Here is a 26,325-nt window from a genome sequence, read left to right on the forward strand (position 1 = left end):
TCGAAACGGACAGCAGGCAATATGAGCAGAAGCAACCCCGCAACGCTTGACAGCCGTACCAACCGGTTCGTGCTGACCACCTTCCTCTGGCGCCAGACCGCGTCGCTGGCGGGTTTTGCGCTGTTCGGCACCCTGGCGCTCGCCGTTGCCGCTCTTTCGACCTGGAACGTTGCCGATCCGAGCTTCTCCTATGCCACCTCGGAGGAGCCGACCAACCTGCTCGGCTATGCTGGCGCCGCCTTTGCCGACATCTTCATGCAATTCTTCGGCCTGGCAAGCGTCGTGGCGCTGCTGCCGGCCGTCGCCTGGGCGCTCGTGCTCATCGGCAACAAGCCCTTCGACAAGGTCGTGAAGCGGTTCTGCCTTTGGTTCGTCGGCTCGGTGCTCGCAAGCGCCGCCTTGAGTTGCGTGCCGGCGCCGATCACCTGGCCATTGCCGAACGGTCTCGGCGGCGTCTTCGGCGACATGATCCTGCGTTTCCCGGCCCTCATCACCGGCACGTTCCCGACCGGCACCTTCGCGACCGTTCTCGCCTGCCTCTTCGCCGGGCCGGCGGCCTGGGCGCTGATCTTCAGCGCCGGCCTGATCGGCGTCAGCGACGAGGCGGAAGAGGAGCAGGCACCCGAACCCGTTCCCAGCAAGGCGCGCACTATCCGCGAAGAACTCGAGGATGAGGACGACGAAGGTCCGCTGACCCTGCTGATGGGTTCTCTCGCTCATATGCGCTTCACGGCACAGGCCCGGCTGCGGCGGGCCATCGGCATGAGCGCCAGCCGCGCCAAGCGCCAGTACGACGAGCCCTATGATTTCAACAACGACGAGTTCGGCACCCTCAACGAGCCGGTCCGGCCGAAGGCGCAGGTGGGCGGCGCGCGCATCGAACCGTCGCTCGAGCGTGCCGAACGCCGCGTCGTCACGCCGCCGCCGATCGTCGCCGACGAAGACGACCCGCCCTTCGACATCGACGAGCCCCGCCCCGCCGGCATCCTGCCGGACGACGAGGACGATATTGCCGCCGACTGGGCGCCGAGACCGGCCCCCGCCAAGCCGATGGTCGCGATAGGCGGCTCGCGGGTCGCTCCGCCGCCGGCACGGCCGAAGAGCGGACAGCGCGTCGAACGGGAAGCCCAGCGCTCCTTCGTCGAGGATGACGGCGACTTCGCGCTGCCGCCGATCCATTTCCTCGCCGAGCCGAAGAATGTGGCGCGCGACGCCTCGCTTTCGGCCGATGCGCTCGAACAGAATGCCCGCATGCTCGAAGGCGTGCTCGAGGATTTCGGCGTCAAGGGCGAGATCATCCATGTCCGCCCCGGCCCCGTGGTCACCCTCTACGAACTCGAACCGGCGCCCGGCATCAAGTCGTCGCGCGTCATCGGCCTTGCCGACGACATCGCCCGCTCGATGAGCGCGATCGCCGCCCGCGTCGCCGTCGTGCCGGGCCGCAACGCCATCGGCATCGAACTGCCGAACCAGCGGCGCGAAATGGTCTATCTGCGCGAGCTGATCGGCTCGCGCGACTTCGAGACCACCAAGACCAAGCTCGCCATGGCGCTCGGCAAGACGATCGGCGGCGAACCGGTCGTCGCCGACCTCGCCAAGATGCCGCATCTGCTCGTCGCCGGCACCACCGGCTCGGGCAAGTCGGTGGCAATCAACACGATGATCCTGTCGCTGCTCTATCGGCTCACCCCCGACCAGTGCCGGCTGATCATGATCGATCCGAAGATGCTCGAGCTTTCCGTCTATGACGGCATTCCGCATCTGCTCTCGCCGGTCGTCACCGACCCGAAAAAGGCCGTCGTCGCGCTCAAATGGACCGTGCGCGAGATGGAAGAGCGCTACAAGAAGATGTCGAAGATCGGCGTCCGCAACATCGACGGCTTCAACACCCGCGTCGAGCAGGCGCTGTTGAAGGGCGAAGCGATCACCCGCACCGTCCAGACCGGCTTCGACCGCCAGACCGGCGAAGCCGTCTATGAGACCGAAGAATTCGACCTTTCGCCGATGCCTTATATCGTCGTCATCATCGACGAGATGGCCGACCTGATGATGGTCGCCGGCAAGGACATCGAAGGGGCGGTACAGCGGCTCGCCCAGATGGCGCGCGCCGCCGGCATCCACGTCATCATGGCGACGCAGCGCCCGTCGGTCGACGTCATCACCGGCACGATCAAGGCGAACTTCCCGACCCGCATCTCCTTCCAGGTGACCTCGAAGATCGACAGCCGCACTATTCTCGGCGAACAGGGTGCCGAGCAGCTGCTGGGCCAGGGCGACATGCTCTACATGGCCGGCGGGGGGCGCATCCAGCGCGTCCACGGCCCCTTCGTCTCCGACACCGAAGTGGAAGAGGTGGTCGCCTATCTGAAGACGCAAGGGGTGCCGCAATATCTCGACGCGATCACCGAGGACGACGACGAGGAGAACGACGGCGGCGGACCGGCCGGCACGTCGAACCTTGCCGATTCCGAGGACCCCTACGACCAGGCGGTGGCGATCGTGCTGCGTGACGGCAAGGCCTCGACCTCCTACGTGCAGCGGCGCCTCGGCATCGGCTATAATAGGGCGGCATCGCTGATCGAGCGGATGGAGCAGGAAGGCATCATCGGTCCGGCCAACCATGCCGGCAAGCGCGAAATCCTGGTGCCGACCGAGGCGGAGATCACGGGCCGGTAAGTCTGAAAGACCGGCCGGTAACGGTCATTTGAGAGGCGGGCCGCCGCGGCAGCAGATAACGCCTTGAAGGCGCCCCACTTGCGCTCCAAATGACGCTGATATGAAGGAGACTGCGATGACAGAGACAAGAAACGGCGGCGGCGACACTCGGGCGATCTCGCGGCGCGTCTTCGTTTGCGGCCTGGCAGCGCTCGCAGGCATCGCCGGCGCGACGCTGGACGCGGCCCCCGCTTCGGCGCAGGCCCCCGCCGTCGCCCAGAAGATCGCCGATCATTTTTCATCGGTGAAGACGATGGCGGGCGAATTCGTCCAGTTCGGTCCGCGCGGCGAGCAGACCGGCGGAAAGTTCTACATCCGCCGCCCCGGCCGCATCCGCTTCAACTACGAGGCGCCGTCGCCGATGCGCGTCATCGCCGACGGACGGTCGGTGGTCATCGGCAATATGAAGCTGAAGACCTGGGACATCTATCCCTTGTCGAAGACGCCGCTCAATCTGCTTCTGAGCGAGCGGATCGATCTCCGCAGCCGCATGGTGCGCGACGTCCGGGTCGAACCCGACCTCATCACCATCGTGCTCGGCGACCGCTCGATCTTCGGCGACTCGACCATCACCATGATGTTCGACCCGCGGACCTACAATCTCAGGCAATGGACGATCACCGACGCGCAGAAGAAAGACACCTCGGTGATGATCTTCAACGTGCAGACCGGCATCGCACTGGACGACAAGGTGTTCCGCATTCCCTATGACGAGGTGCGCAACAAGGGCGGCAAATAGCCATAGGCGCGTGGCCGCGACAGGACTCCAGGGCCGCCTTCGGGCGGCCTTTTTCATGCTTGTCGATTGGCCCCGGACCTGCTTAAAACGCCCGTACTGCCGGAAATCCCGCTATTCAGAGGAATGAGAATGCCGCTTTCCATCGCCACGTGGAACATCAACTCCGTCCGCCTGCGCATGCCGCTCGTGGAGCATCTGCTGGTGAATTGGCAGCCCGACATCCTCTGCCTGCAGGAGACCAAGTGCCCGGACGATCAGTTTCCATCCGCACCTTTGAAGAAGCTCGGCTACAACTACATCGAAATGCACGGGCAGAAGGGCTATCACGGCGTTGCGACCATTTCCCGCCTGCCGCTGACCGAATTGACCGATCGCCGCGACTATTGCGGCGTCGGCGATGCACGCCATCTCTCCGTCGTCTTCGCGGCCGGCGGCAAGACCATCCGCCTGCACAATTTCTATGTGCCGGCCGGCGGCGACGAGCCGGATCGCACCATCAACCCGAAATTCGGCCACAAGCTCGATTTTGTCGACGAGATGAAGCTGTTGCACGCCGAGGCCGAGGCGGGCATTTCCTCGATTCTGGTCGGCGACCTCAACATCGCGCCGCTCGAGCACGACGTCTGGTCGCACAAGCAGCTCCTGAAGATCGTCAGCCACACGCCCGTCGAAACCGACGGGCTCACCACCGTCATGACCGGCGGCGCCTGGGTCGACCTGATGCGCCAGCACACCCCGCCGCCCGAGAGGCTCTACACCTGGTGGAGCTACCGGGCCAAGGACTGGGCCGCCGCCGACCGCGGCCGCCGCCTCGACCATATCTGGTCCTCGGCCGATCTCGCGACGAAACTCCTGCGCGTCGACATCCTCCGGGAAGCACGCGGCTGGGAGCGCCCCTCGGACCATGTGCCGGTGATTGCGCATTTCGAGCTTTGAGATCGCCACGCGCTTGGGAAGCATCTTCGACTAGGCAAAACGCCCGGCGAGCGCCTCGACGCGGCGGATCATCGCCTGCAGATTGTCGCGGATCCGGGCTTCGACCATTGCCGTCACCTCCGGGTATTCTTCCAGCATGCGGCGGAAAAGCGGCCGGTTGATGCGGATCACCTCGCTGTCCTCGTCCGCGGTCGCGGTGAACTTGCGCTCGACCATCGAGATCAGCGCCAGTTCCGATAGCAGAGCGCCGCGGCCGACGCTGTCGACCTGCTGCGGCCGGCCCTCGGCATTGAGCTTGGAGAGCGAAAAGCTCCCGGCGGCGACCGCATAGGCGCAGTCCGCCGGCGCCCCTTCGCGAAAGAGCTCGTGGCCCTTCGCCACGCGACGACGCTCGGCGCCGAAGGCGATCAGCCGAAGCTTGTCGTCGCCGATATCGGCGAAGAGCGAGACGTTGGACAGAAGCGCGATGTCGTCATTGAGCGTCACGCAGCAATTCTCCTGACTCACCTACGAGCAAGATGGGGAGGGAAAACCCGCAAATCCCGCTTTACGGAACGATCTTGTAGCCGCCGTTCTCTGTCACCAAAATCTCGGCATTGGAAGGGTCGCGTTCGATTTTCTGGCGCAGCCGGTAGACATGCGTCTCGAGCGTGTGGGTCGTCACGCCGGAATTATAGCCCCAGACCTCCTCGAGCAGGACGTCGCGGGTCACCACCTTCTGGTCGGCCCGGTAAAGGTAGCGGATGATCGCCGCCTCCTTCTCGGTCAGCCGGATCTTCTGGCCGTTATCCAACGTCAGCAATTTTTGGCTCGGCTTGAACGTGTAGGGACCGACGCTGAAGGTAGCGTCCTCGCTCTGCTCATGCTGGCGCAGCTGGGCGCGGATACGGGCCAGCAGCACGGCGAAACGGAAGGGCTTGGTGACATAGTCGTTGGCGCCGGCCTCGAGCCCGAGGATCGTGTCCGAATCGGTATCGTGACCGGTCAGCATGATGATCGGCGCCTTGAATCCGCTCTTGCGCAACAGCTTCACCGCCTCGCGGCCGTCCATGTCCGGCAGGCCGACATCCATGATCAACAGGTCCACCTGGCGGGCGCGCGCCGTCTGGATACCCTTGCCGGCGGTCGCTTCCTGCAGGAGGTCGAACTCCTCGTAAAGAGAGAGCTGCTCTATCAACGTCTCACGCAGGTCATTGTCATCGTCGACAAGGAGGATAGTGCGCGTCGCCATGGGACAGTTCCTGTTGCTTCCTGAATTTCAAACTAGCTCAAATGCCGCCCTTGGCAAAGCGCGGCGGCCGCGCAATCTTGTCGCCTTGGAACCGTGCTTAGGGTGGCCGCGAGATCACGGGCAAAGCAAGAATTTGTGAGAATAATGCGCAAGAAAACGTCGGGAGTAAGATCGCGAAAATCCACCATTGTGGTGCGCACTGCGCCGCGCGATCGCCGCCGCGCGCTTCTGAGCTTCGACGGAAAGACCGAGCAGGCGGCGATCGGGCGAAGCGGCCTCACGGCCATGAAGCGGGAAGGCGATGGCGCAACGCCGCGGGCGACGATGAGGCTGATCGGCGGGTTCGCGCGCCGGGACCGCGTGTCCCTGCCGCCGACACGGCTGCCGATCCGCAGGATCCGCCGCGACATGCTCTGGTGCGACGCGCCGGGCCACGCCTCCTACAACCGCCCCGTCAGGGCACCGTTTGCCGCAAGCCACGAGGCGATGATGCGCGATGACGGACTATACGACATCTGCCTCGTCATGGATTGGAACATCTCGTCCAGGCGGCGACAAGCCGGCTCGGCGATCTTCTTTCATCTCATTCGCCCCGGTTATGAGCCGACGCAAGGCTGCATCGCCGTCAGCTTGCCGGCGATGAAGCGGCTGCTGAGGCATATGCGCCGGGGAACGGCTGTCCGGGTGGCATAGCCGCGAAGACTGTCATTGCTTCTGCTTGAGCATGCGCGGCGTCACGAACCGGACGAGGCGGCCGCTGCCGGGCTCGATCTCCGACCATTGCCCGGCATCGAAATCGATGACCGCGAGGGCGGCCGTGGGAAATTTTTCACGCAGGCGCGGCAGCGCCTCGCCCTCGCCGGCAAGGAGCAGTGCAAGCTCCTCCATGCCTGGATTGTGCCCGACGAGGAGGAGGCTGCGCACCGGCGGCTCCACGCCCCGTATCACGCCGAGAATGGCTTTGGCCGCGACCTCGTAGATCCCGACGGCGTCACGGGAGTCGACGCTGGCCGGCAACGCCTCGGCCACCAGTTCCCAGGTCTCCTGGGCGCGCCGCGCCGTGGAAACAAGCGCCAGATCCGGCACGAGGCCCTGCTCGGCCATATAGGCGCCAATCACCGGGGCAGCCTTTCGCCCGCGCCCGGCGAGCGGCCGGCGATGGTCGGCCACGCCTTCTGGCCAGGCGGATTTCGCATGGCGGAGCAGCATCAGGCGGCGTGCGGCGGTCTTGTCGTGATCAGCCATGAGGTTCTTCGCGGGTCAGGTGGAACGCGGCCATTGTGGCACCGCTGACGCCACTTGTCTGCCCGCGGAAGCTTCTTGTGACGCTCAATGAAAAAGGCCGCCCTCGAGAGGGCGGCCAAATTGCCGGAAAAGTTCGAACCGGCTTATTTCCACTCGCGGATATCGACGAAATGGCCCGCCACCGCGGCGGCGGCGGCCATTGCGGGGGAGACAAGATGGGTGCGGCCCTTGAAGCCTTGGCGGCCCTCGAAGTTGCGGTTCGAGGTCGAGGCGCAGCGCTCGCCCGGCTTCAGCCGGTCGTCGTTCATCGCCAGGCACATCGAGCAGCCCGGTTCGCGCCAGTCGAAGCCGGCCTCCTTGAAGATCCTGTCGAGACCCTCGGCCTCCGCCTGTTCCTTGACGAGGCCCGAGCCCGGCACGATCATCGCCGAAACGGTCGGGGCGACCTTGCGACCTTCGACGACCTTGGCAACGGCGCGCAGGTCCTCGATGCGACCGTTTGTGCAGGAGCCGATGAACACCCGGTCGATGGCGATGTCGGTGATCTTCGTGCCCGGCTTCAGGCCCATATAGTCGAGCGCCCGCCATTTGGAAGCGCGCTTGGTCTCGTCCTGGATGTCGTCCGGATTCGGAACGGCGCCCTGGACCGAGATGACGTCTTCCGGAGAGGAGCCCCAGGAGACGATCGGCGGCAAGTTGGCCGCGTCGAGCACGACGACCCGGTCGTAATGGGCGCCCTCGTCGGTGTGCAGCGTCTTCCAGTAGTCGAGCGCCATGTCCCAGGCCTTGCCCTTCGGCGCGCGCGGCTTGTCCTTGATATAGGCGAAGGTCGTCTCGTCCGGCGCGATCAGGCCGGCGCGGGCGCCGCCTTCGATCGTCATGTTGCAGACCGTCATGCGGCCTTCCATCGACAGCGAACGGATCGCCTCGCCGGCGAATTCGATGACGTGGCCGGTGCCGCCGGCGGTGCCGATCTCGCCGATGATGGCGAGGATGATGTCCTTGGCGGTGACGCCGGGCGGCAACTGCCCGTCGACGCGCACCAGCATGTTCTTCGCCTTCTTCTGGATTAGCGTCTGGGTGGCCAGCACGTGCTCCACTTCCGACGTGCCGATGCCGTGCGCCAAAGCACCGAAGGCGCCATGCGTCGAGGTGTGGCTGTCGCCGCAGACGATCGTCATGCCCGGCAGCGTGAAGCCCTGTTCGGGTCCGACGATATGGACGATGCCCTGGCGCTTGTCGTTCTCCGAATAATATTCGACGCCGAAATCGGCGGCGTTCTTGGCAAGCGCCTCGACCTGGATTCGGCTTTCCTCGTTCTTGATGCCGAGATGGCGGTCCGGCGAGGTCGGCACGTTATGGTCGACGACGGCCAGCGTCTTTTCCGGCGCCCGGACCTTGCGCCCGGCCATGCGCAGTCCTTCGAAGGCCTGCGGACTCGTCACCTCGTGCACGAGGTGACGGTCGATGTAGAGCAGACAGGTGCCGTCATCCTGTTGATTGACCAGATGATCGTCCCAGATCTTGTCATAGAGGGTACGCGGTGCGCTCATAGCGAGATATCCATCGAATTTTAAAATACGGAAAAGCCGGCGGCGATGCTGCCGGAAACAACGCTGATCAGGCGATCAGGATAGGCGGCTCGTCAGAGCGCCGCAGACATGCGCAAAGAACCGTGCCGGCAGACGCTTGTGGTCCTGCAGCACGACGATTTTCTGGGCGCGACATCCGAACTTGGATTCCATGGCCGGTGCTCATATCAATTTTTCGACTGTTCGGCAATTGGCGAGATGGCAGGCAGTGGACGGTCAGAGCCCTCCCCAACCCCTCCCCACAAGGGGGAGGGGCTTGGCGCGCGCGGCACCCTCTTCGATCACCTCGGCGCAAGAGGCGGCTGCAGCGGTGCAGAAGGGAGGTTTGGGCGCGGCATCGGAGCCCCTCCCCCTTGTGGGGGGTTGGGGAGGGGCCTTGCGAGGGGAACGCGCCCTACCGCGCCTCTGCCCTTCTCAGCCGCCGCTCGAGCCCCCGAAGCGCCAGCGACAGACCGATCGTCAGGATGAGATAGACATAGGCGACGATCGAATAGGTCTCGAAGAAGCGGAACGAGCCCGAGGCGTAGACCTTGCCCATCTGGGTGATGTCGGCGACGCCGAGCACCGAGACGAGTGAGGAGTCCTTGACCATCGCCACGAAGTCGTTGCCGAGCGGCGGCAGGATGACGCGGATCGCCTGAGGGAGGACGACGAGCCGGAAGCGCTGGTAGCGCGTCAGGCCGAGCGCCTTGGCCGCCTCCACCTGCCCCTTGTCGACGGAAAGGATGCCGGCGCGGAAGACCTCGGCGATGAAGGCGGAATAGCCGATCATCAGCGCGATGATCGCCCGCCACATCAGCGAAACGTCGCGCACGACGAGCGGCTCCATGACGCCCGCCTTGACGAGCGGCGTCGCCAGGAAATTGACGGCTGTCACCAGCGCCGGCGCACCGACGAAGGCGATATAGAAGAGCAGGACGAGGATCGGCACGCCGCGAATGACTTCCGTGTAGAAGCGCGCCGCCTGGCGCAGTGCCGCGTGCTCGGAAAGCGCCATCAGCGCCACGCCGAGGCCGAGCATGGTCGCGAGCGCGAAGCCGACCAGGGTTACGAAGACGGTGACGCCGAGACCTTTCAGGACGACCGCGAAGACCTGAGCGAAGATGTCATTGGCGGCGATCACCGCGGCGAGCGCCACGGCGATTACAAGGAGGGCGACCAGCCACCAGGGATAGTCGCCCTTCTCGGAAGCGGATGAATTGACCGGCGCCATCGTGATTCCATAGTTGAGACGCGGGATGCGAGCGGAAAACCGCATGCACTTTTCCTCATCCCGCTCCACAGCGCCGCGCGTCCAATAGGACGCGCTAAGGTCGCTGTAGTACTTTGAAATGCTGCATGATTTTGTCCTCAAATCGATTCCGATTTAGGGAATTATGCAGTAGCGATCAGCCGCCCATCTTGTAGTCGAGGAACCACTTCTTGTTGAGCGCGTCGAAGGTGCCGTCCTCTTTCAGCGCCTTGATTGCGGCGTTGACCGGCTGGACGAGATCGGATCCCTTCGGGAAGATGAAGCCGAAATCCTCGGTGCCGAGGGGCTCGCCGACCACCTTGAGCGTGCCTTCGGAGGCGTCGACATAGCCTTTCGCCGCGACGCTGTCGGTCAGCACCAGATCGACGTCGCCGGCCTTCAGCGCCTGGACCGTCGCACCGAAGGTCTCGAACAGCTTGATGCGCGGGTTCTGCTCGTTGCCGTCGAGAATTTCATAGACGGCGGTGTAGAAGGGCGAGGTGCCGGGCTGGGCGCCGATCAGCGCGTCCTCGACCGCGGCGAAGCTCTTGGCATCCTTGAAGCGCGCCTCGTCGGCGCGCACCAGCATGAACTGCTGCGAGCGCATATAGGGATCGGAGAAGTCGACCTTCTCCTTGCGGTCGTCCTTGATGGTGATGCCGGTCATGCCGATCTGATACTGGCCGTCGGATACCGATTGGATCATCGCATCCCAGCTGGTGTTCTGATATTCTACCTTGAAGTTCAGCCGCTTGGCGATCTCGTTCATCGCGTCATATTCCCAGCCGACCGCCTGTCCCGACTTCGGATCGACGAACTGCAGCGGCGGATAGGCGTTCTCGGTGACGACGACGACCGTTTTGCCGCCAAGGTCGGGCAGGTCGCTCGCGACGGCGGACGCGGAGAATGCGAAGGGAACGGCGAGGGCAGCGGCGATGCCCGCGAGCACGTGGCGGCGGATTGTCATTGGAGGAACTCCCGAAAATTGTGGCGACCGAAAAATGTCACGAATTTCGCCGGGAAGACAAGCAGATAGTGCTAAAAAAGAAAGGCGGCCGGGAGGCCGCCTTTGCGAATAACTCCGAAGAGTCGAAATCTTATTCTGCGGCCGCTTCGGCTGCCTTTGCCTCTTCGGCTGCCTTTGCTTCCGCCGCTTCGGCGGCTGCTTTTTCGGCGGCGAGCGCCTGGGCGGCTGCGACCTTCTCGGCCTCGATGCGTGCCTTCTCGTCGGCGACTGCCTGGCGCTCGGCTTCGTTCAGCTTGCGGGCGCGCGTGCCGGTGTTCTCGACGATACGAGCCGACTTGCCGCGACGATCGCGCAGGTAGTAGAGCTTGGCGCGGCGGACCTTACCGCGGCGGACCACTTCGACGCTCTCGACGAGCGGCGAGTAAACCGGGAATACGCGCTCGACGCCTTCGCCGTAGGAAATCTTGCGAACCGTGAAGCTCTCGTTGAGGCCGCCGCCTGAGCGGGCGATGCAGACGCCTTCATAGGCCTGGACGCGGGTACGGCTGCCTTCGACGACGCGGACGTTGACGCGGACGGTGTCGCCGGCGGAAAAATCGGGAAGGGTGCGCTTGGCGGCGATCTTGGCGGCCTGTTCGGCTTCCAGCTGCTGGATGATGTTCATCGGTCTAACCTTTGCTTTCTTCTGAAACAGCCAGAGCGCTCTCGGCCGGCCTGTCGGATTTCCTTCAGGCCTTGCCCTCTTTAAGGACAGGAGCGGATTCGCCATTCTTTCTTGGTGGTCGACGGGCAAGAACCCGAACCGGGGCGGCACATACACCAAACGAGACTGCTTGTCATCCCCGATCGCAGATTTTCTCGGATACCCGGCGCATCGATTGTACGCGCGGCCGAGACATGATAAGGAAACCTTATTATTTTTCTACGTGATCGAACCGGATGCCCAGGAAACTCGAATCCGACACGATCGGATTGCTGCTCACCGATGTCTCGCGGCTGCTGCGCGGCGCCTTCGACCGCAAGGTCAATGCGATGGCGCTCGGCATCACCCCCGGGGAAGCGCGCACGCTGATCCAGGTCGCCGTGACCGAGGGCATCAAGCAGGCGGAGATCGCCACGCGCATGGGGATCGAGCCGATGACGCTCTCGGCCTATCTCGATCGCCTCGAGGCACTGGAGCTGGTGGCGCGGGTACCTGATCCGGCCGACCGGCGCGCCAAGAATGTCGTCATCACCGAAAAGGCCGACCCGCTGCTTTCCGAGCTGATGAGCGGGCTCAGGGGAATGATGAACGCCTATACCGAGAGCATCGGCGACGAGGGCCGCGAGCAGCTGCGCGGCAGCCTCCGGATCCTCCGCGACAATCTTCGCCGCCTGGATCCCTGTCTTGCCGGCAAGGAGAAGACGCAATGACGCTCAGGATGAGCGAACGGCGCACGAGCATCATCGGCGCCTTCCTGGTGGCGCTCGGTCCTGTTTCCATGGCGCTCTATACGCCGGCCATGCCGGAACTCGTCCGCGCCTTCGCCTCCAGCGAGGCGGCGATCAAGATGACGCTGTCGCTCTATTTTGGTGGCTTCGCCTTCGCCCAGCTCGTCTCGGGCACGCTTTCCGACGTTATCGGCCGCCGGCCGGCGACGCTGATCTTTATGGCCATCTATCTCGCCGGCAGTCTGATGGCCGCCTTTGCGCCATCGATCGCCGTGCTGCTCGCCGGGCGGCTGGTGCAGGGGATCGGCGCCTCGGTCGGCATGACGGTCGCCCGCGCCATCGTCCGCGACCAGTTCACCGGCACGAGCGCCGCCCGCATCATGAACATGATCGGCATGATGCTGGCGCTCGGGCCGGCCGTCTCGCCGACGCTCGGCGGCATTGCGCTTGGTCTTTTCGGCTGGCAGTCGATCTTCCTGCTGATGGTCGGCTTCGCACTGATGGCCTGCCTGACCGTGCATTTCTTCATGGCCGAGACGGTGGCGCCCGACCGCAGCAAGGGGCATCTGCGGCCGATCCTTGCCGCCTATCGCGAACTGCTGGCCGACAGCCGCTTCTTATCGTCGACGCTGGTGATCGCCGGCGCCGTCGGCGCGCTCTACGCCTGGGCGACGATGCTGCCCTTCGTGCTGATCAGCGAGGTCGGGCTGACGCCCACCGAGTTCGGCGTCGGCATGCTGATGCAATCGGGTCTGTTCTTTTCCGGCACGGTGACGGTGCGGCTCCTGATGCGGCGCTTCACGCCGCAGGCGCTGGTGCCCGTCGGCCTCTCTTTCATCGGCGCATCGAGCCTCATCCTTGCCTTTACAATGCAAGCAATGGAGCCGACCTTCCTCTCGGTCATGACTCCGATCGGCATCTACGCCTTCGGCATCGCCTTCGTCATGCCCTATATGATGACCGCGGCGATGGCGCCCTTCCCGCATATCGCAGGCACGGCGTCGGCGTTGATGGGCTTCATCCAGATGGGCTCCGGCCTTCTCGGCGGCGCGCTTGCCGCCCTCGTCGGCGCGCCCGCCCTGGCGCTCGGGACGATCATCCCCGGCTTCGGCCTGATCTCCATAGCGAGCTATATCTGGTATCGCAGGGCGGTTCGGCTGAGGCCGCTCGCCGCGCCGGCACCAGCCGAAGCGCCGTTGAGCGAAGCGGCAGAATAGAGACAGTTGCAGGGACGTGTGACGGTTTTCCATCCACGACACCACGACGAGATGAATTGAGCTGCGCTCGGGGTGGATGCCCCTCTGCTGCCGGGCATGCCCCTCATCTGCCTGCCGGCCTCTTCTCCCCGTCACACGGGGAGAAGAGGGAATGCCTCGATCCCGGCACCAAACGGCGGCCGTCGAGAAATGTGCACGCCTGCGGGTCAAGAAGGGACCGAGCGATTGCGGCTTGTCTCTTCGTCCCCGTGCGCGGCGTGCGCGGGGAGAAGATGCCGGCAGGCAGATGAGGGGCAGGCGGAAGGGAGCCGGCCGTAGATGCTCCCCTTGAAACCGGCTTTGCCTTCAAACCGCCCGGCACGAAAAAACCGCGGCGGATTGCTCCGCCGCAGCTCTGTCTCGAGGAATTCCGGCCTCAGCGGTTGCGGGCAGCGAGCGTGCGCAGGCGCAGGGCGTTCAGTTTGATGAAGCCGGCAGCGTCCTTCTGGTCGTAGGCGCCCTGGTCGTCCTCGAAGGTGACCAGCTTGTCGGAATAGAGCGACTTCGCGCTCTCGCGGCCGGTGACCATGACATTGCCTTTGTAGAGCTTCAGCGTCACTTCGCCTTCGACATGCTCCTGGCTCTTGTCGATGGCCGCCTGGAGCATCTCGCGCTCCGGCGAGAACCAGAAGCCGTAATAGATGAGCTCGGCATAGCGCGGCATCAGCTCGTCCTTCAGATGCGCTGCGCCACGGTCCAGGGTGATGCTCTCGATCGCCCGGTGGGCGGCGAGCAGGATCGTGCCGCCGGGGGTCTCATAGACCCCGCGCGACTTCATGCCGACGAAACGGTTCTCGACGAGGTCGAGACGGCCGATTCCGTTGTCGCGGCCGTAGTCGTTGAGCTTGGCAAGCAGCGTCGCCGGCGACAGGCGCACGCCGTCGATCGAAACGGCGTCGCCGCGCTCGAAGCCGATCTTGATGATGGTCGCCTGGTCCGGAGCAGCCTCCGGCGAGATCGTGCGCATGTGCACATATTCCGGCGCTTCCTGAGCCGGGTCTTCCAGCACCTTGCCTTCCGATGAGGAATGCAGCAGGTTGGCGTCGACGGAGAAGGGCGCCTCGCCCTTCTTGTCCTTGGCGACCGGGATCTGGTGCTTTTCGGCGAATTCGAGCAGCTCGGTGCGGCTCTTGAACGACCAGTCGCGCCAGGGAGCGATGATCTTGATATCGGGATTCAGCGCATAGGCCGATAGCTCGAAGCGGACCTGGTCGTTGCCCTTGCCGGTCGCGCCATGGGCGATGGCGTCGGCACCGGTCTTCCTGGCGATGTCGATCAGGTGCTTGGAGATCAGCGGCCGGGCGATCGAGGTGCCGAGCAGATAGACGCCTTCGTAGACCGCATTGGCGCGGAACATTGGAAAGACGAAGTCACGCACGAACTCCTCGCGCACGTCCTCGATATAGATCTCCTTGATGCCGAGCATCTCCGCCTTCTTGCGCGCCGGCTCAAGCTCCTCACCTTGGCCGAGATCGGCGGTGAAGGTCACCACGTCGGCGCCGAGTTCGGTCTGCAGCCATTTGAGGATGATCGAGGTGTCGAGACCGCCGGAATAGGCGAGTACGACCTTCTTCACGTCTTTGTGCGATGCCATGATGTCTGTCCGTGCTATTCGAGGGCGGAATGCCGCCGTGCAAAATCTGCGGCACTTTAGCCAGAACTCGAAGCGATACAAGCGGAACAAGCGGCATTCGGACGAATCTGCTGGCGAAAGGATGTAAGCTTCGGTATCAGCAAAGACCTGCGCCTGAGGAATAGCCATGGACTTCCTGCCAAGCCTGCCGACCCTCCTTACCTTTGCCGGCGCGAGCCTGCTGCTGGCGGCAACGCCCGGACCCGACATGACGCTGTCGATCAGCCGGGCACTGGCGCAGGGCAAGAAGGCCGCGCTCTTCGTCGTGGTCGGCACCGGGCTCGGCATCGTCGTCCACACGCTGCTCGTCGCCTTCGGCATCTCGGCGCTGATCACCGCCTCGCCGACCGCCTTCCTGGTGTTGAAGACCGGCGGTGCCGCCTACCTCCTGTGGCTCGCGATCCAGGCGATCCGCTACGGCTCCAGCCTGTCGGTAACGAAGGCGACGGAGGTGGCGGAGGCGAAGGGTACGGCGCTTTCGAACATTTCGACCGGCTTCTCCGTCAACATCCTGAACCCCAAGGTCGTGATCTTCTTCATGACCTTCCTGCCGCAATTCGTCAGCGCCGACGACCCGGCGGTGACCGGCAAGCTCCTGTTCCTCGGTTTCTTCTTCATCGCCATCGGCATGCCGGTCAACGCGCTGGTGGTGCTAGCCGCCGACTGGCTGGCGGCCTGGCTGCAGCGCAACAGGCGGGCGATGCGAGCGCTCGACTACAGCTTTGCCGGGGTGTTTTCGGTGTTTGCCGTGAAGATTTTTCTGACGCAGGCGCGGTGACGTCCATCCCGAGGGCTCTTGCCCCTCAATCCTCGCCGTGGTTGGCGATCATCATCGCCTCGAAGGCGAGTCGGTCGACCTTGCGCATGCGCTCCGATTCCGACTTGAGCTGGCCGCAGGCGGCGAGGATGTCGCGGCCGCGCGGGGTGCGGATCGGCGAGGCGTAGCCGGCCTGGTTGATGAGGTCGGCGAAGGCTTCGATCTGCTCCCAGTCCGAACACTGGTAGTTGGTGCCCGGCCAGGGATTGAAGGGGATCAGATTGATCTTCGCCGGGATGCCCTTCAGGAGCTTCACCAGTTCCTTGGCGTCCTCCAGGCTGTCGTTGACGTCCTTCAGCATTACATATTCGAAGGTGATGCGGCGCGCATTGGAAAGGCCCGGATAGGCGCGGCAGGCCTCCATCAGCTCCTTCAGCGGATATTTCTTGTTGATCGGCACGAGCATGTCGCGCAGTTCGTCTTTGACGGCGTGCAGCGAGATTGCCAGCATGACGCCGATCTCCTCGCCGGTGCGATAGATTTCCGGAACGATTCCGGAGGTCGACAGCGTGATGCGCCGCTTCGAGAGCGACAGGCCGTCGCCGTCCGAGGCGATCAGCAGTGCCGTCTTGACGTTCTCGAAATTATAGAGCGGCTCGCCCATGCCCATCATCACGATATTGGTGATCTTGCGGCCCTCGGCCGGCACGATCGCGCCCTGCGGCGTGTCGCGCTCCGGAAAGTCGCCGAGCCTGTCGCGGGCGAGCAGAAGCTGCGAGAGGATTTCCTCGGCCGTCAGATTACGCACCAGCTTCTGCGTGCCGGTGTGGCAGAAGGAACAGGTGAGCGTACAGCCGACTTGGCTCGAAATGCAGAGCGTGCCGCGGCCTTCCTCGGGAATATAGACGGTCTCGATTTCCACCGGCCGTCCGGCGCCGCGCGGCGGAAAGCGCAACAGCCATTTGCGCGTGCCGTCGCCCGAAACCTGCTCTTCGACGATTTCGGGCCGGGCAACGGTGAAATGCTGCTTGAGCATTTCGCGCATGTCCTTGGAGACATTCGACATCTGGTCGAAGTCCGAGACGCCGCGCACATAGAGCCAATGCCACAGCTGGCTGACGCGCATCTTCACCTGCCGCTCCGGCACGCCTTTCTCGACCAAGAGCTTGGCCATGTCCTCGCGCAAGAGGCCGATCAGCGACGGCTTTTCCGTTTGCGGCGCGACGCGCACCTGCGGCGCCTTAACGATATCCGGCCTGTTCAAGATCTCGGTGGCTGGCATGCTCGTGGTCCTGTCATGGAGCGGGGGCTGTCCGGATATGCGTCTCCGGATCATCTTCCGATGCTCGAACTGAAGTATGGCGAGCCTTCGGGCGCGCTCACACGGGGCGCAGGGCTCTGGATTGCGGGCGCTTTAGCATTCTTTTTGCGGCGAGTCACCATGAGCGCTTCAGCCGAAAGCAAAAAGGCCGGCTGAGCAGCCGGCCTCTGAGTCGGGAACGCAGGGTCCGGCCTACTTGCAGGCCTCGATCTGCTTCAAGGCGGCGGAGATGCCGGAGAGCGAATAGGAGTAGGAGGTTGCCGTGCCCTTGCGCGACTTGGCGTTGACCGACATGTCCTTGCCCGATTTCATCGCCGCGACCAGCGCCGGCTCTTCCGCGGCATTCTCGACCCAGGCAGAGTTGCCCTTGGTGAACATGATGAAGGTGCGTCCGTCGATGACCACGTTGACCTTCGAATTGTCCTGTAGCTGATAGCCCATCATCACCTGCGGCTCGTAGCTGATGTTCTGCCCCGGGCGCTGCGAGACGAGGAAGAAGATGTCTCCGTGGTCGACGCCGGCAGGGCTCTTTTCCTTTGGAACCGACAGGACATAGCAGACCTTGCCGCCGCCCGACTGATAGGAGTACGCGCCCCAGGCGTTGAACTGCTGGATTCGCGTCGGCGATTGCGCGGAAGCCACGCCGGCTGCCGCCATTACGAGTACGATTGCAGTTGCGATCTTTCTTGCAAACATGAGTTCCTGCCGATTTCCTAGCTTGCGGTTGCCCGAACCAGGCTTACACGGGCAACGCATAGTCACGATTTGAATTTATTTTGACTTAATTCAGGTTACCAAACCGTCAACGATCGCCGCAATCGTCCCGTTTTGCCCCACAGGAACAGTGCGCCCGCAGCCTTGGGCCATTGCGGGCGTGCGGTTCGTCCCTGTGCGGATTTGCCGGTCCGGTCGGACATCGGTACTGGCGGGCCGTGGCCGGTGATCTTCCTGTCTCAAATCTCGTCGGACGCGCCGTTCTGCTGCCTCACGCCCACAGCCGTCACGTTTACGGAATCTATGTCACAAAGAATCGGGCAAGAGTTTGTCGTCGCGGGCGGCAATGCGGCGACCTCGGCAACGGGGTGGCGCCGCTAGTCGTCGAGCCGCTCGCCGAACGTCTCGTCGGCCTTGTGATAATGTGTCTCCTTGATTTGGCCGCTGATCGCCGCAAAGGCGGCAGTCAATACGGCGACGTCGTCGGAGAAGCCGACGGCGGCGAGCACGTCGGGCACGAAATCGAGCGGCAGGACGAAATAGGCCAGTGCCGCGAGCAGTATCCCTCGGGTGCGCGTCGGCGTCTGCGGGTCCACCGCGCAATAATAGGCGGCGACGAGATCGCGGCTGAAGGGAATCTGGCGAACCGCCCGGCGGAAGGTCGGCCAGAAGCGGCGGCGCACCTTGCGCTCGCGGCGCTCCTGTTCGGATTCCTCGCCTGGAAGGAGAATTTCACCAATCTTCACGTCGTCCATCGCGTCCGTTCCGCTTGTCACCAGCCAGATATGGGCATGGCAGGCGCCATTTCAAATGGCCGTATTTAGATGGCCTTACTTCAGATGATCCGGCATCCGCCCGGCAGCCGCCTGGTCCATCTTCGCCGCCACCTTGAAGTCGAGCTCCGTCAGGCCGCTGGCATCATGCGTCGAAAGCGTGACATCGACCTTGTTGTAGACATTGAACCATTCCGGGTGGTGGTTGAGCTTCTCCGCCGCGAGAGCGCATTGCGTCATGAAGCTGAAGGCTTCGGCGAAATTGCGGAAGCGAAACGCCTTCCAGATCGAGGCTCCGTCCTCGGCGAGAACCCAGCCTTCCATCCTGTGGAGATGCTCGGCGATAGTCTCGGCATCGAGCTTTTCGGGCCTCATGCGGTTTTCTCCCTGCCCTTTTCAGGCTAACCATGCCGCGTGGACGTGCGGTCGAATGCTCCATGGATACCATGAAACCCGTCAGAATTCTCTTCGTTTGTCTCGGCAATATCTGCCGATCGCCTTTGGCAGAGGGCATCATGCGTCAGCTTACGCGCCGAAACGGCTATGGCGATGTGGTCTCGGTCGATTCAGCCGGCATGGGTGCCTGGCATATCGGCCATCCTCCCGACCGCCGCTCGATCGCAGTCGCCAGAGCCCACGGCATCGACATTTCCGGTCTGCGCGGCAGGCAGATCGACGCGGCCGATCTTGCCGCCTTCGACCTGATCCTCGGCATGGACCGCCGCAATGTCGCCGAGCTGCGGAGGCTCGCCTCGCCCGAGACATTCCACAAGGTGCATCTGTTCATGAACGTTGCCGCGGGCCGGAACGACGACGTTCCGGATCCCTATTACGAAACGGCGGATGCCTTCGAGGCGCTCTACCAGATGCTGGAGGCCGGCTGCTCCTCGCTGCTTGCGAAGCTCAAGCGCCCTTCGTGAAGCGGGAACACCTCTTCCGTCAGATAGGGCCCGCCGCCGACCGAGTCGCGCGAGGATAGGAGGACGAAGCGCGGAACGATAAAGGGCGCGGTCATGAAATTGCCGCGCCCTGACAGATACTCGACGACGTCGTCGACACGTGAAGCGCGTAGTCGCGCCAGCGTCACGTGCGGCGTGAACTTGCGCGGGTCCGGCGGCAGGCCGAGACGCTGGCAGATGCGTTCGATTTCCGCCTGCAGCGCATACATGTCCGGATTGTTGCTGACGCCGGCCCAGACCGAGTGCGGCTTCTTCGAGCCAAAGGCACCGATGCCGGTCAATTGCAACTGAAATTCCGGCCGTTCGATGCGGTCGAGGCCGTCGATGATTTCATTGGCGGTGCGCCAATCGACATCGCCGATGAAACGCAGGGTGATGTGGTAATTCTCCACATCGATCCATCGAGCTCCGGGAAGACCTCCGCGCAGCAACGAAAGACTCATTGCTGCATTGTGCGGAATTTCGAGGGCGGTGAATAGTCTCGGCATGGCGAGCTCCCCGAATCTCTTGCAGATGTCTTAGCGAATCACGCATCGACTCTGCACGCAACTGTTATTTGGCGAGTTGAGAAATTAACATCTGCTTAATTGTGGATGTTCGTTATTCTCCTTTGTGCAGTGATCTGACGAATTGCTCGGCCGTTGGAAGAAAACGCTCCACCATTACGGCGATGCCATCGCTGTTCGGATGCATGCCGTCGTCGAGTTGCAGTCCTGCTTTGGTTACGACTCCGTCGAGGAAGAAAGGGTAGAAGGCGAGTTTGTGTTCCCTAGCGAGGTCGGAATAAATCAAATTGAAGCGCGCGCCGTAGTCGCCACCCATGTTCGGCGGCGCCATCATGCCGACGAGCAGCACCGCAATGCCGCGCTCCTGGAGCCGGTCAATCATAGCCTCGAGGTTTTTGCGGGTTTCCTCGGGCGAGACGCCGCGCAGCGCGTCATTGGCGCCGAGTTCGAGGATCACGCCCTTCGTTCCGTCAGGCACCGACCAATCTATGCGGGCGAGACCGCCCGAAGTCGTGTCGCCGGAGACGCCCGCATTCGCGATCGTGACATCGAAGCCCTTGTCCTTGAGCGCCTTTTCAAGCCGGGCGGGGAAAGCATCCTCCGGCGGAAGCTGGTAGCCGGCCATCAGGCTGTCGCCGAAGCCGACGAGGCTGAGGCTTTCGGCCCGGGCTGCCGCCGATAACGCGATTGTCATTGCAACGCTCAAGAAAAACGGGAGAAAATCTTTCAATCGCATGCTTCCGTTCCTAAATCGGCGGGCAATCTTTTCGTCAATCCATTCTTCTTTCATATAGGGTCGTTCCGCGTGGCAAAAACCATCATCGAACTGAAAAATGCGGACCTGACCCTCGGCGAGGCGGCAGCCTCGGTGCACGTGCTGAAGGGCATGAGCCTGACCATCAATGCCGGCGAATCCGTCGGCATCGTCGGGCCGTCCGGCTCGGGAAAATCGACACTCCTGATGGTCATGGCCGGCCTCGAGCGCCTCGATCGCGGCGAGATCGTCATTGACGGCACGGCCCTGCACCGGATGAGCGAGGACGAGATCGCCGATTTCCGCGGCCGCAATATCGGCATCGTTTTCCAGTCCTTTCATCTGATCCCCAATATGACGGCGCTCGAAAACGTCGCGGTGCCACTGGAACTCGCCAATGTCCGCGACGCCTTCGGCATCGCCCGCCGAGAGCTAGTCGCCGTCGGGCTCGGCGAACGGCTGACGCATTATCCGGGACAGCTTTCCGGCGGCGAGCAGCAGCGCGTGGCGATCGCCAGGGCGCTGGCGCCGTCGCCGAAACTGCTGATCGCCGACGAGCCGACCGGCAATCTCGATGCCGAGACGGGCCGGCAGATCGCCGACCTGCTCTTTGCCGAGCAGCGCGAGCGCGGCATGACCCTCATTCTCGTCACCCATGACGCGGCCCTCGCCGGGCGCTGCTCCCGGCAGGTGCGGGTCCGTTCGGGCGAGATCGTCTCCGGGGCCGAGGCCGCGCCGCTCGCCGAACCGGCCCGTCCGGAGGCCGCATCCGCATGAGCGCAGCCACGGTCATCCGCCGCCTTCGCCCGTTCCTCGCCCTTCGTCTGGCGCTCCGGGAGATGCGCGGCGGTCTCAAGGGCTTCTATATCTTTCTTGCCTGCATCGCGCTCGGCACGGCGGCGATCGCCGGGGTCAATTCGCTGTCGCAGTCGATCAGCGCGACGATCGCCTCGCGGGGCCAGGAGATCCTTGCCGGCGATATCCGCTTCGAGCTCAACAACCGCCTCGCGACGCCCGAGGAGCGCGCCTTTCTCGAGGGCTTCGGCGACGTTTCGGCATCCGCCGGCTTGCGCTCGATGGCGCGCCTTCCGGACGGGTCGAACCAGGCGCTCGTGGAGTTGAAGGCCGTCGACGGCGCCTATCCGCTCTATGGCGCGCTTGAAAGCGAGCCGGCAGGGCCGCTTGCCGAACTCCTTGCGAAGGATGGCGATGTCTACGGTGCGGTTGCCGCGCCGCTGCTCCTCGAGCGGCTCGGCATCGCCCCGGGCGCCGAGATCCTTCTCGGCAATGCGCGGATCCGCGTCAATGCCACGATCATTCGCGAGCCGGACGCACTGTCCGACGGATTCGGCTTCGCGCCGCGGCTGATGGTGTCGGCCGAGGCGCTCGCTGTTTCCGGCCTGGTGCAGACCGGCAGCCTCGTCGAGCACGCTTACAAGATCAGGCTCGCCGATCCGTCGCGTGTCGCCTCGATCCGGACGGAAGCGCAGGCGCGTTTTCCCACAGCCGGCTGGTCGATCCGCACCAGCAGCAATGCCGCCCCGTCGCTCAACGCCAACATCACCCGCTTCTCGCAGTTCCTGACGCTCGTCGGGCTGACAGCGCTGATCGTCGGCGGGGTCGGGGTCGGCAATGCGGTGCGCTCCTATCTCGACGGCAAGCGCGGCGTCATCGCCACCTTCAAATGCCTCGGCGCGCCGGCCTCGCTGGTGGCGACGGTCTACCTCGCACAGATCCTGATGATCGCCTCGATCGGCATTGCCATCGGCCTCGCGCTCGGTGCCCTGATCCCATTCGTGGCGGCGCAGTTCCTCGCCGACGTATTGCCGGTGTCGACATCCTTCGAGCTCTATCCCTCGGCGCTTGGCCTTGCGGCGCTCTTCGGCTTGCTGACGGCGCTTGCCTTTGCGGTCCTGCCACTCGGCCGGGCGCGCCGGGTGCCGGCCACCGCCCTCTTCCGCCAGCAGGGTTTCGAGCCGAGCGGCTTTCCCGCCTGGCCCTATCTCGCGGGCGCGCTCGTCTGCCTGGCGGCGCTCGCAGGCCTTGCCGTCTGGACCGCCTATGACCGCTACATCTCGCTGATCTTTCTCGGCGCGATCGCCTTTGCCTTCGTCGTCCTGCGGGCCGTTGCCTTCCTCATCGGCTGGCTGGCGCGGCGCAGCCCGCGCGTCCACTCGCCGGCCCTGCGGCTGGCAATCGGCAATATACACCGGCCCGGCGCACTGACGCCGTCGGTGGTCCTGTCGCTCGGGCTGGGCCTCGCGCTTCTGGTCACGCTCGCGCTCATCGACGGCAATCTGCGGCGCGAGCTGACCGGCAGCATGTCGGAGCGCGCGCCGAATTTCTTCTTCGTCGACATTCAGGGTCATGAGATAGACGGCTTCCGGTCGCTGCTCGGCAGGGCGATGCCGAAGGGCAAGATCGTCGAGGTGCCGATGCTGCGCGGCCGCATCGTCGCCCTCAACGGCCAGGACGTGAACAGCCGCACCGTGCCGCCCGGCGGACAATGGGTCTTGCGCGGCGACCGCGGCATCACCTACGCGAAGAACAAGCCGGAGAATTCGACGCTCACCGCGGGCGCATGGTGGCCCGCGGATTACAGCGGCGAGCCGCTCGTCTCCTTCTCGGCCGAAGAGGCCGGCGAGCTTGGCCTGAAGCTCGGCGACACGGTCACGGTCAACGTGCTCGGCCGCAACGTCACCGCCCGGATCGCCAATTTCCGCAATGTCGAGTGGGAATCGCTGTCGATCAATTTCGTCATGGTCTTCTCGCCCAACACCTTTGCCGGCGCGCCGCATGCCTGGCTGGCGACGATCATCGACCCGGATGCCACGGCGGCGGAAGAAGCGGCGGTGCTGAAATCCGTCACCAACACCTATCCCACGATCACCAGCGTTCGCGTCAAGGACGCGCTCGACATCGTCAACACGCTGCTCGGGCAGCTTGCGACGGCAATCCGCGCCGCGGCCGCCGTGGCGTTGATCGCATCCGTGCTGGTGCTCGCCGGCGCGCTTGCCGCCGGAAACCGGGCACGCATCCACGACGCGGTGGTGCTGAAGACCCTCGGCGCCACCCGGGGAACCTTGATCCGCGCCTTCAGCTACGAATATTTTATTCTCGGCGTGGCCACCGCCGTCTTCGCGCTCCTGGCAGGCGGAGTTGCGGCCTGGTTCGTCGTCAGCCGCATCATGACGCTGCCGTCGAATTTCCTGCCGGACGTGGCCTTCGCTACGATCGCCGTTGCCCTCGTCGTGACGGTCGGCATCGGCCTTGCCGGGACCTGGCGCATCCTCGGGCAGAAGGCCGCGCCGGTCCTACGCGAACTGTAGCGGTGGCGATTAACCGTTAATCACCCGTGTTTGATCGCCCAAAAGCCCGGCTTTGCTCGATTCAGGCCCGGCCGGGTCTTGTGCGGCGCGGCTTTCACCATCATATTTATCCACAGGCATGCTGGAGCCCCGCAGCGGCGCCTGGGCGTGAGCTGGCACAGACACCCGCCGCCCGACACCGTAATTCCAACCGGGGCTTAAAGAGGAAACAATGGCTGATCTGAGAAACTACCAAACCCGAATGTCGCCCGCCGGCGCTCAGGCGGGTGCCGTGATCGATGAAGGCCTTCGCGCTTACATGCTGAAGGTCTACAACCTGATGGCCCTGGGGCTGGCGATCACCGGCGTGGCAGCTTACGGGACCTATGCGCTTGCCGTCTCCAATCCGGCATTCGCCCAGCTCATCTACGCCTCGCCGCTGAAGTGGGTCGTGATGCTGGCACCGCTTGCGCTGGTCTTCTTCATGAGCTTCCGCATCAACTCTATGAGCGTTTCCGCCGCCCAGACGACGTTCTGGATCTACGCGGCGCTGATGGGCCTTTCGTTGTCCTCGATCTTCCTGGTCTTCACCGGGCAGAGCATCGTGCAGACGTTCTTCGTGACGGCCGCCTCGTTTGGCGCCCTGTCGCTCTACGGCTACACGACGAAAAAGGATCTGTCGGGCTTCGGCACATTCCTGATCATGGGCCTGTTCGGCCTGATCATCGCGTCGATCGTCAACATCTTCCTTGCTTCGTCGGCCCTCGGCTTCGCGATCTCCGTGATCGGTGTTCTGGTCTTCGCCGGCCTGACCGCCTACGACACGCAGAAGATCAAGGAAATGTACTTCGAGGCCGATGACGTCGCGGTTGCCGGCCGCAAGGCTATCATGGGCGCGCTGACGCTCTACCTCGACTTCATCAACCTGTTCATGTTCCTGCTGCAGTTCCTGGGCAACAAGAACGAGTAGTCGGGACTGGATTGACGAAGAAGGCGGCTTCGGCCGCCTTTTTTGTTGCGCCGAATCTTGATCGGTCCGGCCGCTTCATGCGAATGCTGCAGCAGTCCCAACAACGAAAAATCTCCCATGACCTTCACGCTTCGCGACGCCGTCGCCGCCGATCTTCCCGCCATCACCGAGATCTACCGCGAGTCGGTCCTGAACGGTGTCGCGACCTACGAGGTGACGCCGCCCTCCGAGGCGGAGATGGCGCTGCGCTTTTCGACGATCACCGGCAGCGGCTATCCCTATATCGTCGCCGCGGACGAGCAGGGCAGCGTGCTCGGCTACGCCTATGCGTCGGCCTTCCGCACCCGGACCGCCTATCGGTTCCTGGTGGAGGATTCGATCTATCTGGCGCCGGAATCGCGCGGCCAAGGCATCGGCAGGGCGCTGCTCGAGGAGCTCGTCAAGCGGTGCACCGCGCTCGGTTTTCGCCAGATGGTGGCGGTGATCGGCGGCGCCCACCCCTCCTCGATCGCCGTTCATCGCGCCGTCGGCTTCGAGCATCAGGGAACGATGAAGGCAACCGGCTTCAAGCATGGGCGCTGGCTGGATACCGCGATCATGCAGCTTCCTCTCGGCGAGGGGACGGACACCCTGCCCGCCGAGGGCGCCTATCCGGATACGCTTTACCGGAGCTGATTGCCCCTCTCCTCGGGTTAAACCCGAGGACTAACCCTCTCCCCGTACGCGGGTAGAGGGACTGGAGCCGGCGCGGCATAGTCCTTCGCCCCGCTTGCGGGGAGAAGGTGCCGGGAGGCGGATGAGGGGCAATTCCAAATGGAGACGCTGCGTTATGTCTCGACGAGCTTCAGCACCTTGTCGAAGACTTTGAGGACCTGTGCCAGCTCGTGGCCGCGCTTCAGGATCGTGCCTTGAGCGTTCAGCACGCTGTAGGCACCCTGTTTGGCGGCGAGTTTGGGGTTCTTCTCGATGCGGTAGAGCGGGACTTCCCCGGCGCGCTTGAACACCGAGAACACGGCACGGTCCTTCAAATGGTCGATCGCGTAGTCGCGCCATTCGCCCTCACCGACCATGCGGCCGTAGAGTCTCAGAACGAGGTCCAGCTCACGGCGGTGGAAGGTGACTGGTGGGGGGTTTTTGGCTTGCTTGTATTCGTGAAAATCGACGACCACATTCGATGTGGTCTGGCCCTGGTGACGCGCTTCGCCCTCCGGCAAATCCGATTGATCGGTCATCGGCAATTCGGCCTTCTGATGTGACAGGACCATGACAGTGTGCCTGACGAGAGAC

The 26,325-nt window shown here is 63.8% G+C and carries 27 protein-coding genes; 12 read left to right on the forward strand and 15 right to left on the reverse strand.

The features are described from left to right. Positions 1-21: 21 nt before the first annotated feature. The 3 genes from SS05631_RS16965 (at position 22) to SS05631_RS16975 (ending at position 4,390) form a co-directional block, all read left to right on the forward strand. Entirely contained in the window at positions 22-2,676 is a 2,655-nt protein-coding gene (locus tag SS05631_RS16965; RefSeq protein WP_037418012.1) for a DNA translocase FtsK, read from the forward strand. A gap of 115 nt (positions 2,677-2,791) precedes the next feature. Continuing rightward, positions 2,792-3,454 carry an outer membrane lipoprotein carrier protein LolA gene (locus SS05631_RS16970; protein WP_037418188.1) on the forward strand — a complete coding sequence of 221 codons (663 nt, stop codon included), beginning with the start codon at positions 2,792-2,794 and terminating at the stop codon, positions 3,452-3,454. Between the two features lie 129 nt (positions 3,455-3,583). After that, positions 3,584-4,390, forward strand: a complete 807-nt coding sequence (locus SS05631_RS16975; RefSeq protein ID WP_037418014.1) for an exodeoxyribonuclease III — start codon at positions 3,584-3,586, stop codon at positions 4,388-4,390. A 30-nt stretch (positions 4,391-4,420) separates the two neighbouring features. Here SS05631_RS16975 and SS05631_RS16980 read toward each other — a convergent pair whose 3' ends face one another. Both SS05631_RS16980 and SS05631_RS16985 read right to left on the reverse strand, forming a co-directional pair. Continuing rightward, positions 4,421-4,876: a Crp/Fnr family transcriptional regulator gene (locus tag SS05631_RS16980; protein ID WP_037418017.1), complete on the reverse strand. Its 456-nt coding sequence runs from the start codon at positions 4,874-4,876 to the stop codon at positions 4,421-4,423. 61 nt (positions 4,877-4,937) lie between these two features. Next, complete coding sequence (locus SS05631_RS16985; protein ID WP_037390380.1) at positions 4,938-5,621, reverse strand: response regulator transcription factor; 684 nt, start codon at positions 5,619-5,621, stop codon at positions 4,938-4,940. Between the two features lie 144 nt (positions 5,622-5,765). On the opposite strand from SS05631_RS16985, the gene SS05631_RS16990 reads away from it, so the two are divergent. Further along, positions 5,766-6,314: a L,D-transpeptidase gene (locus SS05631_RS16990; RefSeq protein ID WP_037418019.1), complete on the forward strand. Its 549-nt coding sequence runs from the start codon at positions 5,766-5,768 to the stop codon at positions 6,312-6,314. A gap of 12 nt (positions 6,315-6,326) precedes the next feature. Here the strand turns inward: SS05631_RS16990 and SS05631_RS16995 are convergent, their stop codons facing one another. The 5 genes from SS05631_RS16995 to rplS form a co-directional block, all read right to left on the reverse strand. Next, entirely contained in the window at positions 6,327-6,866 is a 540-nt protein-coding gene (locus SS05631_RS16995; RefSeq protein ID WP_037418022.1) for a histidine phosphatase family protein, read from the reverse strand. 143 nt (positions 6,867-7,009) lie between these two features. Continuing rightward, on the reverse strand, positions 7,010-8,419 hold the full coding sequence (gene leuC / locus SS05631_RS17000) for a 3-isopropylmalate dehydratase large subunit (RefSeq protein ID WP_037418025.1): 1,410 nt from the start codon (positions 8,417-8,419) through the stop codon (positions 7,010-7,012). 433 nt (positions 8,420-8,852) lie between these two features. Continuing rightward, entirely contained in the window at positions 8,853-9,671 is an 819-nt protein-coding gene (locus SS05631_RS17010; RefSeq protein ID WP_037418189.1) for an amino acid ABC transporter permease, read from the reverse strand. A 175-nt stretch (positions 9,672-9,846) separates the two neighbouring features. Then, positions 9,847-10,656, reverse strand: a complete 810-nt coding sequence (locus SS05631_RS17015; protein ID WP_037418028.1) for a basic amino acid ABC transporter substrate-binding protein — start codon at positions 10,654-10,656, stop codon at positions 9,847-9,849. Between the two features lie 130 nt (positions 10,657-10,786). After that, positions 10,787-11,320, reverse strand: a complete 534-nt coding sequence (gene rplS, locus SS05631_RS17020; protein WP_037418032.1) for a 50S ribosomal protein L19 — start codon at positions 11,318-11,320, stop codon at positions 10,787-10,789. A 275-nt stretch (positions 11,321-11,595) separates the two neighbouring features. Between rplS and SS05631_RS17030 the strand changes: the two genes are divergently transcribed. Both SS05631_RS17030 and SS05631_RS17035 read left to right on the forward strand, forming a co-directional pair. Continuing rightward, a complete protein-coding gene (locus SS05631_RS17030; RefSeq protein ID WP_037418035.1) occupies positions 11,596-12,069 on the forward strand; it encodes a MarR family transcriptional regulator in 474 nt (157 codons plus the stop codon). Further along, positions 12,066-13,304, forward strand: coding sequence for a multidrug effflux MFS transporter (locus tag SS05631_RS17035; protein WP_037418038.1), 1,239 nt, complete (start codon positions 12,066-12,068; stop codon positions 13,302-13,304). The genes SS05631_RS17030 and SS05631_RS17035 overlap by 4 nt, the downstream gene beginning before the upstream one ends. Positions 13,305-13,719: 415 nt before the next feature. Here SS05631_RS17035 and SS05631_RS17040 read toward each other — a convergent pair whose 3' ends face one another. Next, a complete protein-coding gene (locus SS05631_RS17040) occupies positions 13,720-14,937 on the reverse strand; it encodes an argininosuccinate synthase (RefSeq protein ID WP_037418040.1) in 1,218 nt (405 codons plus the stop codon). A gap of 166 nt (positions 14,938-15,103) precedes the next feature. Between SS05631_RS17040 and SS05631_RS17045 the strand changes: the two genes are divergently transcribed. Beyond that, a complete protein-coding gene (locus SS05631_RS17045) occupies positions 15,104-15,754 on the forward strand; it encodes a LysE family translocator (RefSeq protein ID WP_037418042.1) in 651 nt (216 codons plus the stop codon). 25 nt (positions 15,755-15,779) lie between these two features. Here SS05631_RS17045 and rlmN read toward each other — a convergent pair whose 3' ends face one another. The 4 genes from rlmN to SS05631_RS17065 form a co-directional block, all read right to left on the reverse strand. After that, positions 15,780-17,015 carry a 23S rRNA (adenine(2503)-C(2))-methyltransferase RlmN gene (gene rlmN / locus SS05631_RS17050; protein WP_037418044.1) on the reverse strand — a complete coding sequence of 412 codons (1,236 nt, stop codon included), beginning with the start codon at positions 17,013-17,015 and terminating at the stop codon, positions 15,780-15,782. A 231-nt stretch (positions 17,016-17,246) separates the two neighbouring features. Then, complete coding sequence (locus tag SS05631_RS17055; protein WP_037418046.1) at positions 17,247-17,750, reverse strand: invasion associated locus B family protein; 504 nt, start codon at positions 17,748-17,750, stop codon at positions 17,247-17,249. A gap of 395 nt (positions 17,751-18,145) precedes the next feature. Then, on the reverse strand, positions 18,146-18,523 hold the full coding sequence (locus SS05631_RS17060) for a YkvA family protein (protein WP_037418049.1): 378 nt from the start codon (positions 18,521-18,523) through the stop codon (positions 18,146-18,148). A 75-nt stretch (positions 18,524-18,598) separates the two neighbouring features. Continuing rightward, positions 18,599-18,916, reverse strand: a complete 318-nt coding sequence (locus tag SS05631_RS17065; protein ID WP_037418053.1) for a 4a-hydroxytetrahydrobiopterin dehydratase — start codon at positions 18,914-18,916, stop codon at positions 18,599-18,601. Between the two features lie 71 nt (positions 18,917-18,987). On the opposite strand from SS05631_RS17065, the gene SS05631_RS17070 reads away from it, so the two are divergent. Next, positions 18,988-19,461: a low molecular weight protein-tyrosine-phosphatase gene (locus tag SS05631_RS17070; protein WP_037418190.1), complete on the forward strand. Its 474-nt coding sequence runs from the start codon at positions 18,988-18,990 to the stop codon at positions 19,459-19,461. On the opposite strand, the gene thpR is transcribed toward SS05631_RS17070, so the two are convergent. Both thpR and SS05631_RS17080 read right to left on the reverse strand, forming a co-directional pair. Continuing rightward, positions 19,401-19,988 (reverse strand): RNA 2',3'-cyclic phosphodiesterase, encoded by a 588-nt coding sequence (gene thpR / locus SS05631_RS17075; RefSeq protein WP_037418056.1) that lies wholly within the window; start codon positions 19,986-19,988, stop codon positions 19,401-19,403. The two genes, SS05631_RS17070 and thpR, sit on opposite strands and share 61 nt — an antisense overlap. Positions 19,989-20,100: 112 nt before the next feature. Continuing rightward, positions 20,101-20,742, reverse strand: a complete 642-nt coding sequence (locus tag SS05631_RS17080) for an arylesterase (RefSeq protein ID WP_037418192.1) — start codon at positions 20,740-20,742, stop codon at positions 20,101-20,103. 69 nt (positions 20,743-20,811) lie between these two features. Between SS05631_RS17080 and SS05631_RS17085 the strand changes: the two genes are divergently transcribed. The 4 genes from SS05631_RS17085 (at position 20,812) to SS05631_RS17100 (ending at position 25,713) form a co-directional block, all read left to right on the forward strand. Continuing rightward, a complete protein-coding gene (locus tag SS05631_RS17085; protein WP_037418060.1) occupies positions 20,812-21,537 on the forward strand; it encodes an ABC transporter ATP-binding protein in 726 nt (241 codons plus the stop codon). Further along, positions 21,534-24,089 carry an ABC transporter permease gene (locus SS05631_RS17090; protein WP_037418063.1) on the forward strand — a complete coding sequence of 852 codons (2,556 nt, stop codon included), beginning with the start codon at positions 21,534-21,536 and terminating at the stop codon, positions 24,087-24,089. Before SS05631_RS17085 ends, SS05631_RS17090 begins: the two co-directional genes overlap by 4 nt. Before the next feature lie 211 nt (positions 24,090-24,300). Next, the gene (locus SS05631_RS17095) at positions 24,301-25,038 is read left to right on the forward strand and encodes a Bax inhibitor-1/YccA family protein (RefSeq protein ID WP_037390358.1); all 738 of its coding nucleotides are present in this window, start codon (positions 24,301-24,303) and stop codon (positions 25,036-25,038) included. Between the two features lie 117 nt (positions 25,039-25,155). Then, entirely contained in the window at positions 25,156-25,713 is a 558-nt protein-coding gene (locus SS05631_RS17100; protein WP_037418066.1) for a GNAT family N-acetyltransferase, read from the forward strand. Between the two features lie 152 nt (positions 25,714-25,865). Here SS05631_RS17100 and SS05631_RS17105 read toward each other — a convergent pair whose 3' ends face one another. Beyond that, positions 25,866-26,270, reverse strand: coding sequence for a DUF2794 domain-containing protein (locus tag SS05631_RS17105; protein WP_037418194.1), 405 nt, complete (start codon positions 26,268-26,270; stop codon positions 25,866-25,868). Between the last annotated feature and the right edge of the window lie 55 nt (positions 26,271-26,325).

The organism is Sinorhizobium sp. CCBAU 05631 (genome assembly GCF_002288505.1).
GTDB lineage: Bacteria > Pseudomonadota > Alphaproteobacteria > Rhizobiales > Rhizobiaceae > Sinorhizobium > Sinorhizobium fredii_C.

Coding starts and splice junctions, on each gene's coding strand:
- rplS (WP_037418032.1), bottom strand. CDS start 11,320: ATGAACATCATCCAGCAGCTGGAAGCCGAACAGGCCGCCAAGATCGCC.
- SS05631_RS17090 (WP_037418063.1), top strand. CDS start 21,534: ATGAGCGCAGCCACGGTCATCCGCCGCCTTCGCCCGTTCCTCGCCCTT.
- SS05631_RS16975 (WP_037418014.1), top strand. CDS start 3,584: ATGCCGCTTTCCATCGCCACGTGGAACATCAACTCCGTCCGCCTGCGC.
- rlmN (WP_037418044.1), bottom strand. CDS start 17,015: ATGCCAGCCACCGAGATCTTGAACAGGCCGGATATCGTTAAGGCGCCG.
- SS05631_RS17080 (WP_037418192.1), bottom strand. CDS start 20,742: ATGCGATTGAAAGATTTTCTCCCGTTTTTCTTGAGCGTTGCAATGACA.
- SS05631_RS17010 (WP_037418189.1), bottom strand. CDS start 9,671: ATGGCGCCGGTCAATTCATCCGCTTCCGAGAAGGGCGACTATCCCTGG.
- SS05631_RS16995 (WP_037418022.1), bottom strand. CDS start 6,866: ATGGCTGATCACGACAAGACCGCCGCACGCCGCCTGATGCTGCTCCGC.
- SS05631_RS17065 (WP_037418053.1), bottom strand. CDS start 18,916: ATGAGGCCCGAAAAGCTCGATGCCGAGACTATCGCCGAGCATCTCCAC.
- thpR (WP_037418056.1), bottom strand. CDS start 19,988: ATGCCGAGACTATTCACCGCCCTCGAAATTCCGCACAATGCAGCAATG.
- SS05631_RS17035 (WP_037418038.1), top strand. CDS start 12,066: ATGACGCTCAGGATGAGCGAACGGCGCACGAGCATCATCGGCGCCTTC.
- SS05631_RS17070 (WP_037418190.1), top strand. CDS start 18,988: ATGAAACCCGTCAGAATTCTCTTCGTTTGTCTCGGCAATATCTGCCGA.
- SS05631_RS17045 (WP_037418042.1), top strand. CDS start 15,104: ATGGACTTCCTGCCAAGCCTGCCGACCCTCCTTACCTTTGCCGGCGCG.
- SS05631_RS17095 (WP_037390358.1), top strand. CDS start 24,301: ATGGCTGATCTGAGAAACTACCAAACCCGAATGTCGCCCGCCGGCGCT.
- SS05631_RS16965 (WP_037418012.1), top strand. CDS start 22: ATGAGCAGAAGCAACCCCGCAACGCTTGACAGCCGTACCAACCGGTTC.
- SS05631_RS17060 (WP_037418049.1), bottom strand. CDS start 18,523: ATGGACGACGTGAAGATTGGTGAAATTCTCCTTCCAGGCGAGGAATCC.
- SS05631_RS17105 (WP_037418194.1), bottom strand. CDS start 26,270: ATGACCGATCAATCGGATTTGCCGGAGGGCGAAGCGCGTCACCAGGGC.
- SS05631_RS17015 (WP_037418028.1), bottom strand. CDS start 10,656: ATGACAATCCGCCGCCACGTGCTCGCGGGCATCGCCGCTGCCCTCGCC.
- SS05631_RS16970 (WP_037418188.1), top strand. CDS start 2,792: ATGACAGAGACAAGAAACGGCGGCGGCGACACTCGGGCGATCTCGCGG.
- SS05631_RS17030 (WP_037418035.1), top strand. CDS start 11,596: ATGCCCAGGAAACTCGAATCCGACACGATCGGATTGCTGCTCACCGAT.
- SS05631_RS17055 (WP_037418046.1), bottom strand. CDS start 17,750: ATGTTTGCAAGAAAGATCGCAACTGCAATCGTACTCGTAATGGCGGCA.
- SS05631_RS17100 (WP_037418066.1), top strand. CDS start 25,156: ATGACCTTCACGCTTCGCGACGCCGTCGCCGCCGATCTTCCCGCCATC.
- SS05631_RS16985 (WP_037390380.1), bottom strand. CDS start 5,621: ATGGCGACGCGCACTATCCTCCTTGTCGACGATGACAATGACCTGCGT.
- SS05631_RS16990 (WP_037418019.1), top strand. CDS start 5,766: ATGCGCAAGAAAACGTCGGGAGTAAGATCGCGAAAATCCACCATTGTG.
- leuC (WP_037418025.1), bottom strand. CDS start 8,419: ATGAGCGCACCGCGTACCCTCTATGACAAGATCTGGGACGATCATCTG.
- SS05631_RS17040 (WP_037418040.1), bottom strand. CDS start 14,937: ATGGCATCGCACAAAGACGTGAAGAAGGTCGTACTCGCCTATTCCGGC.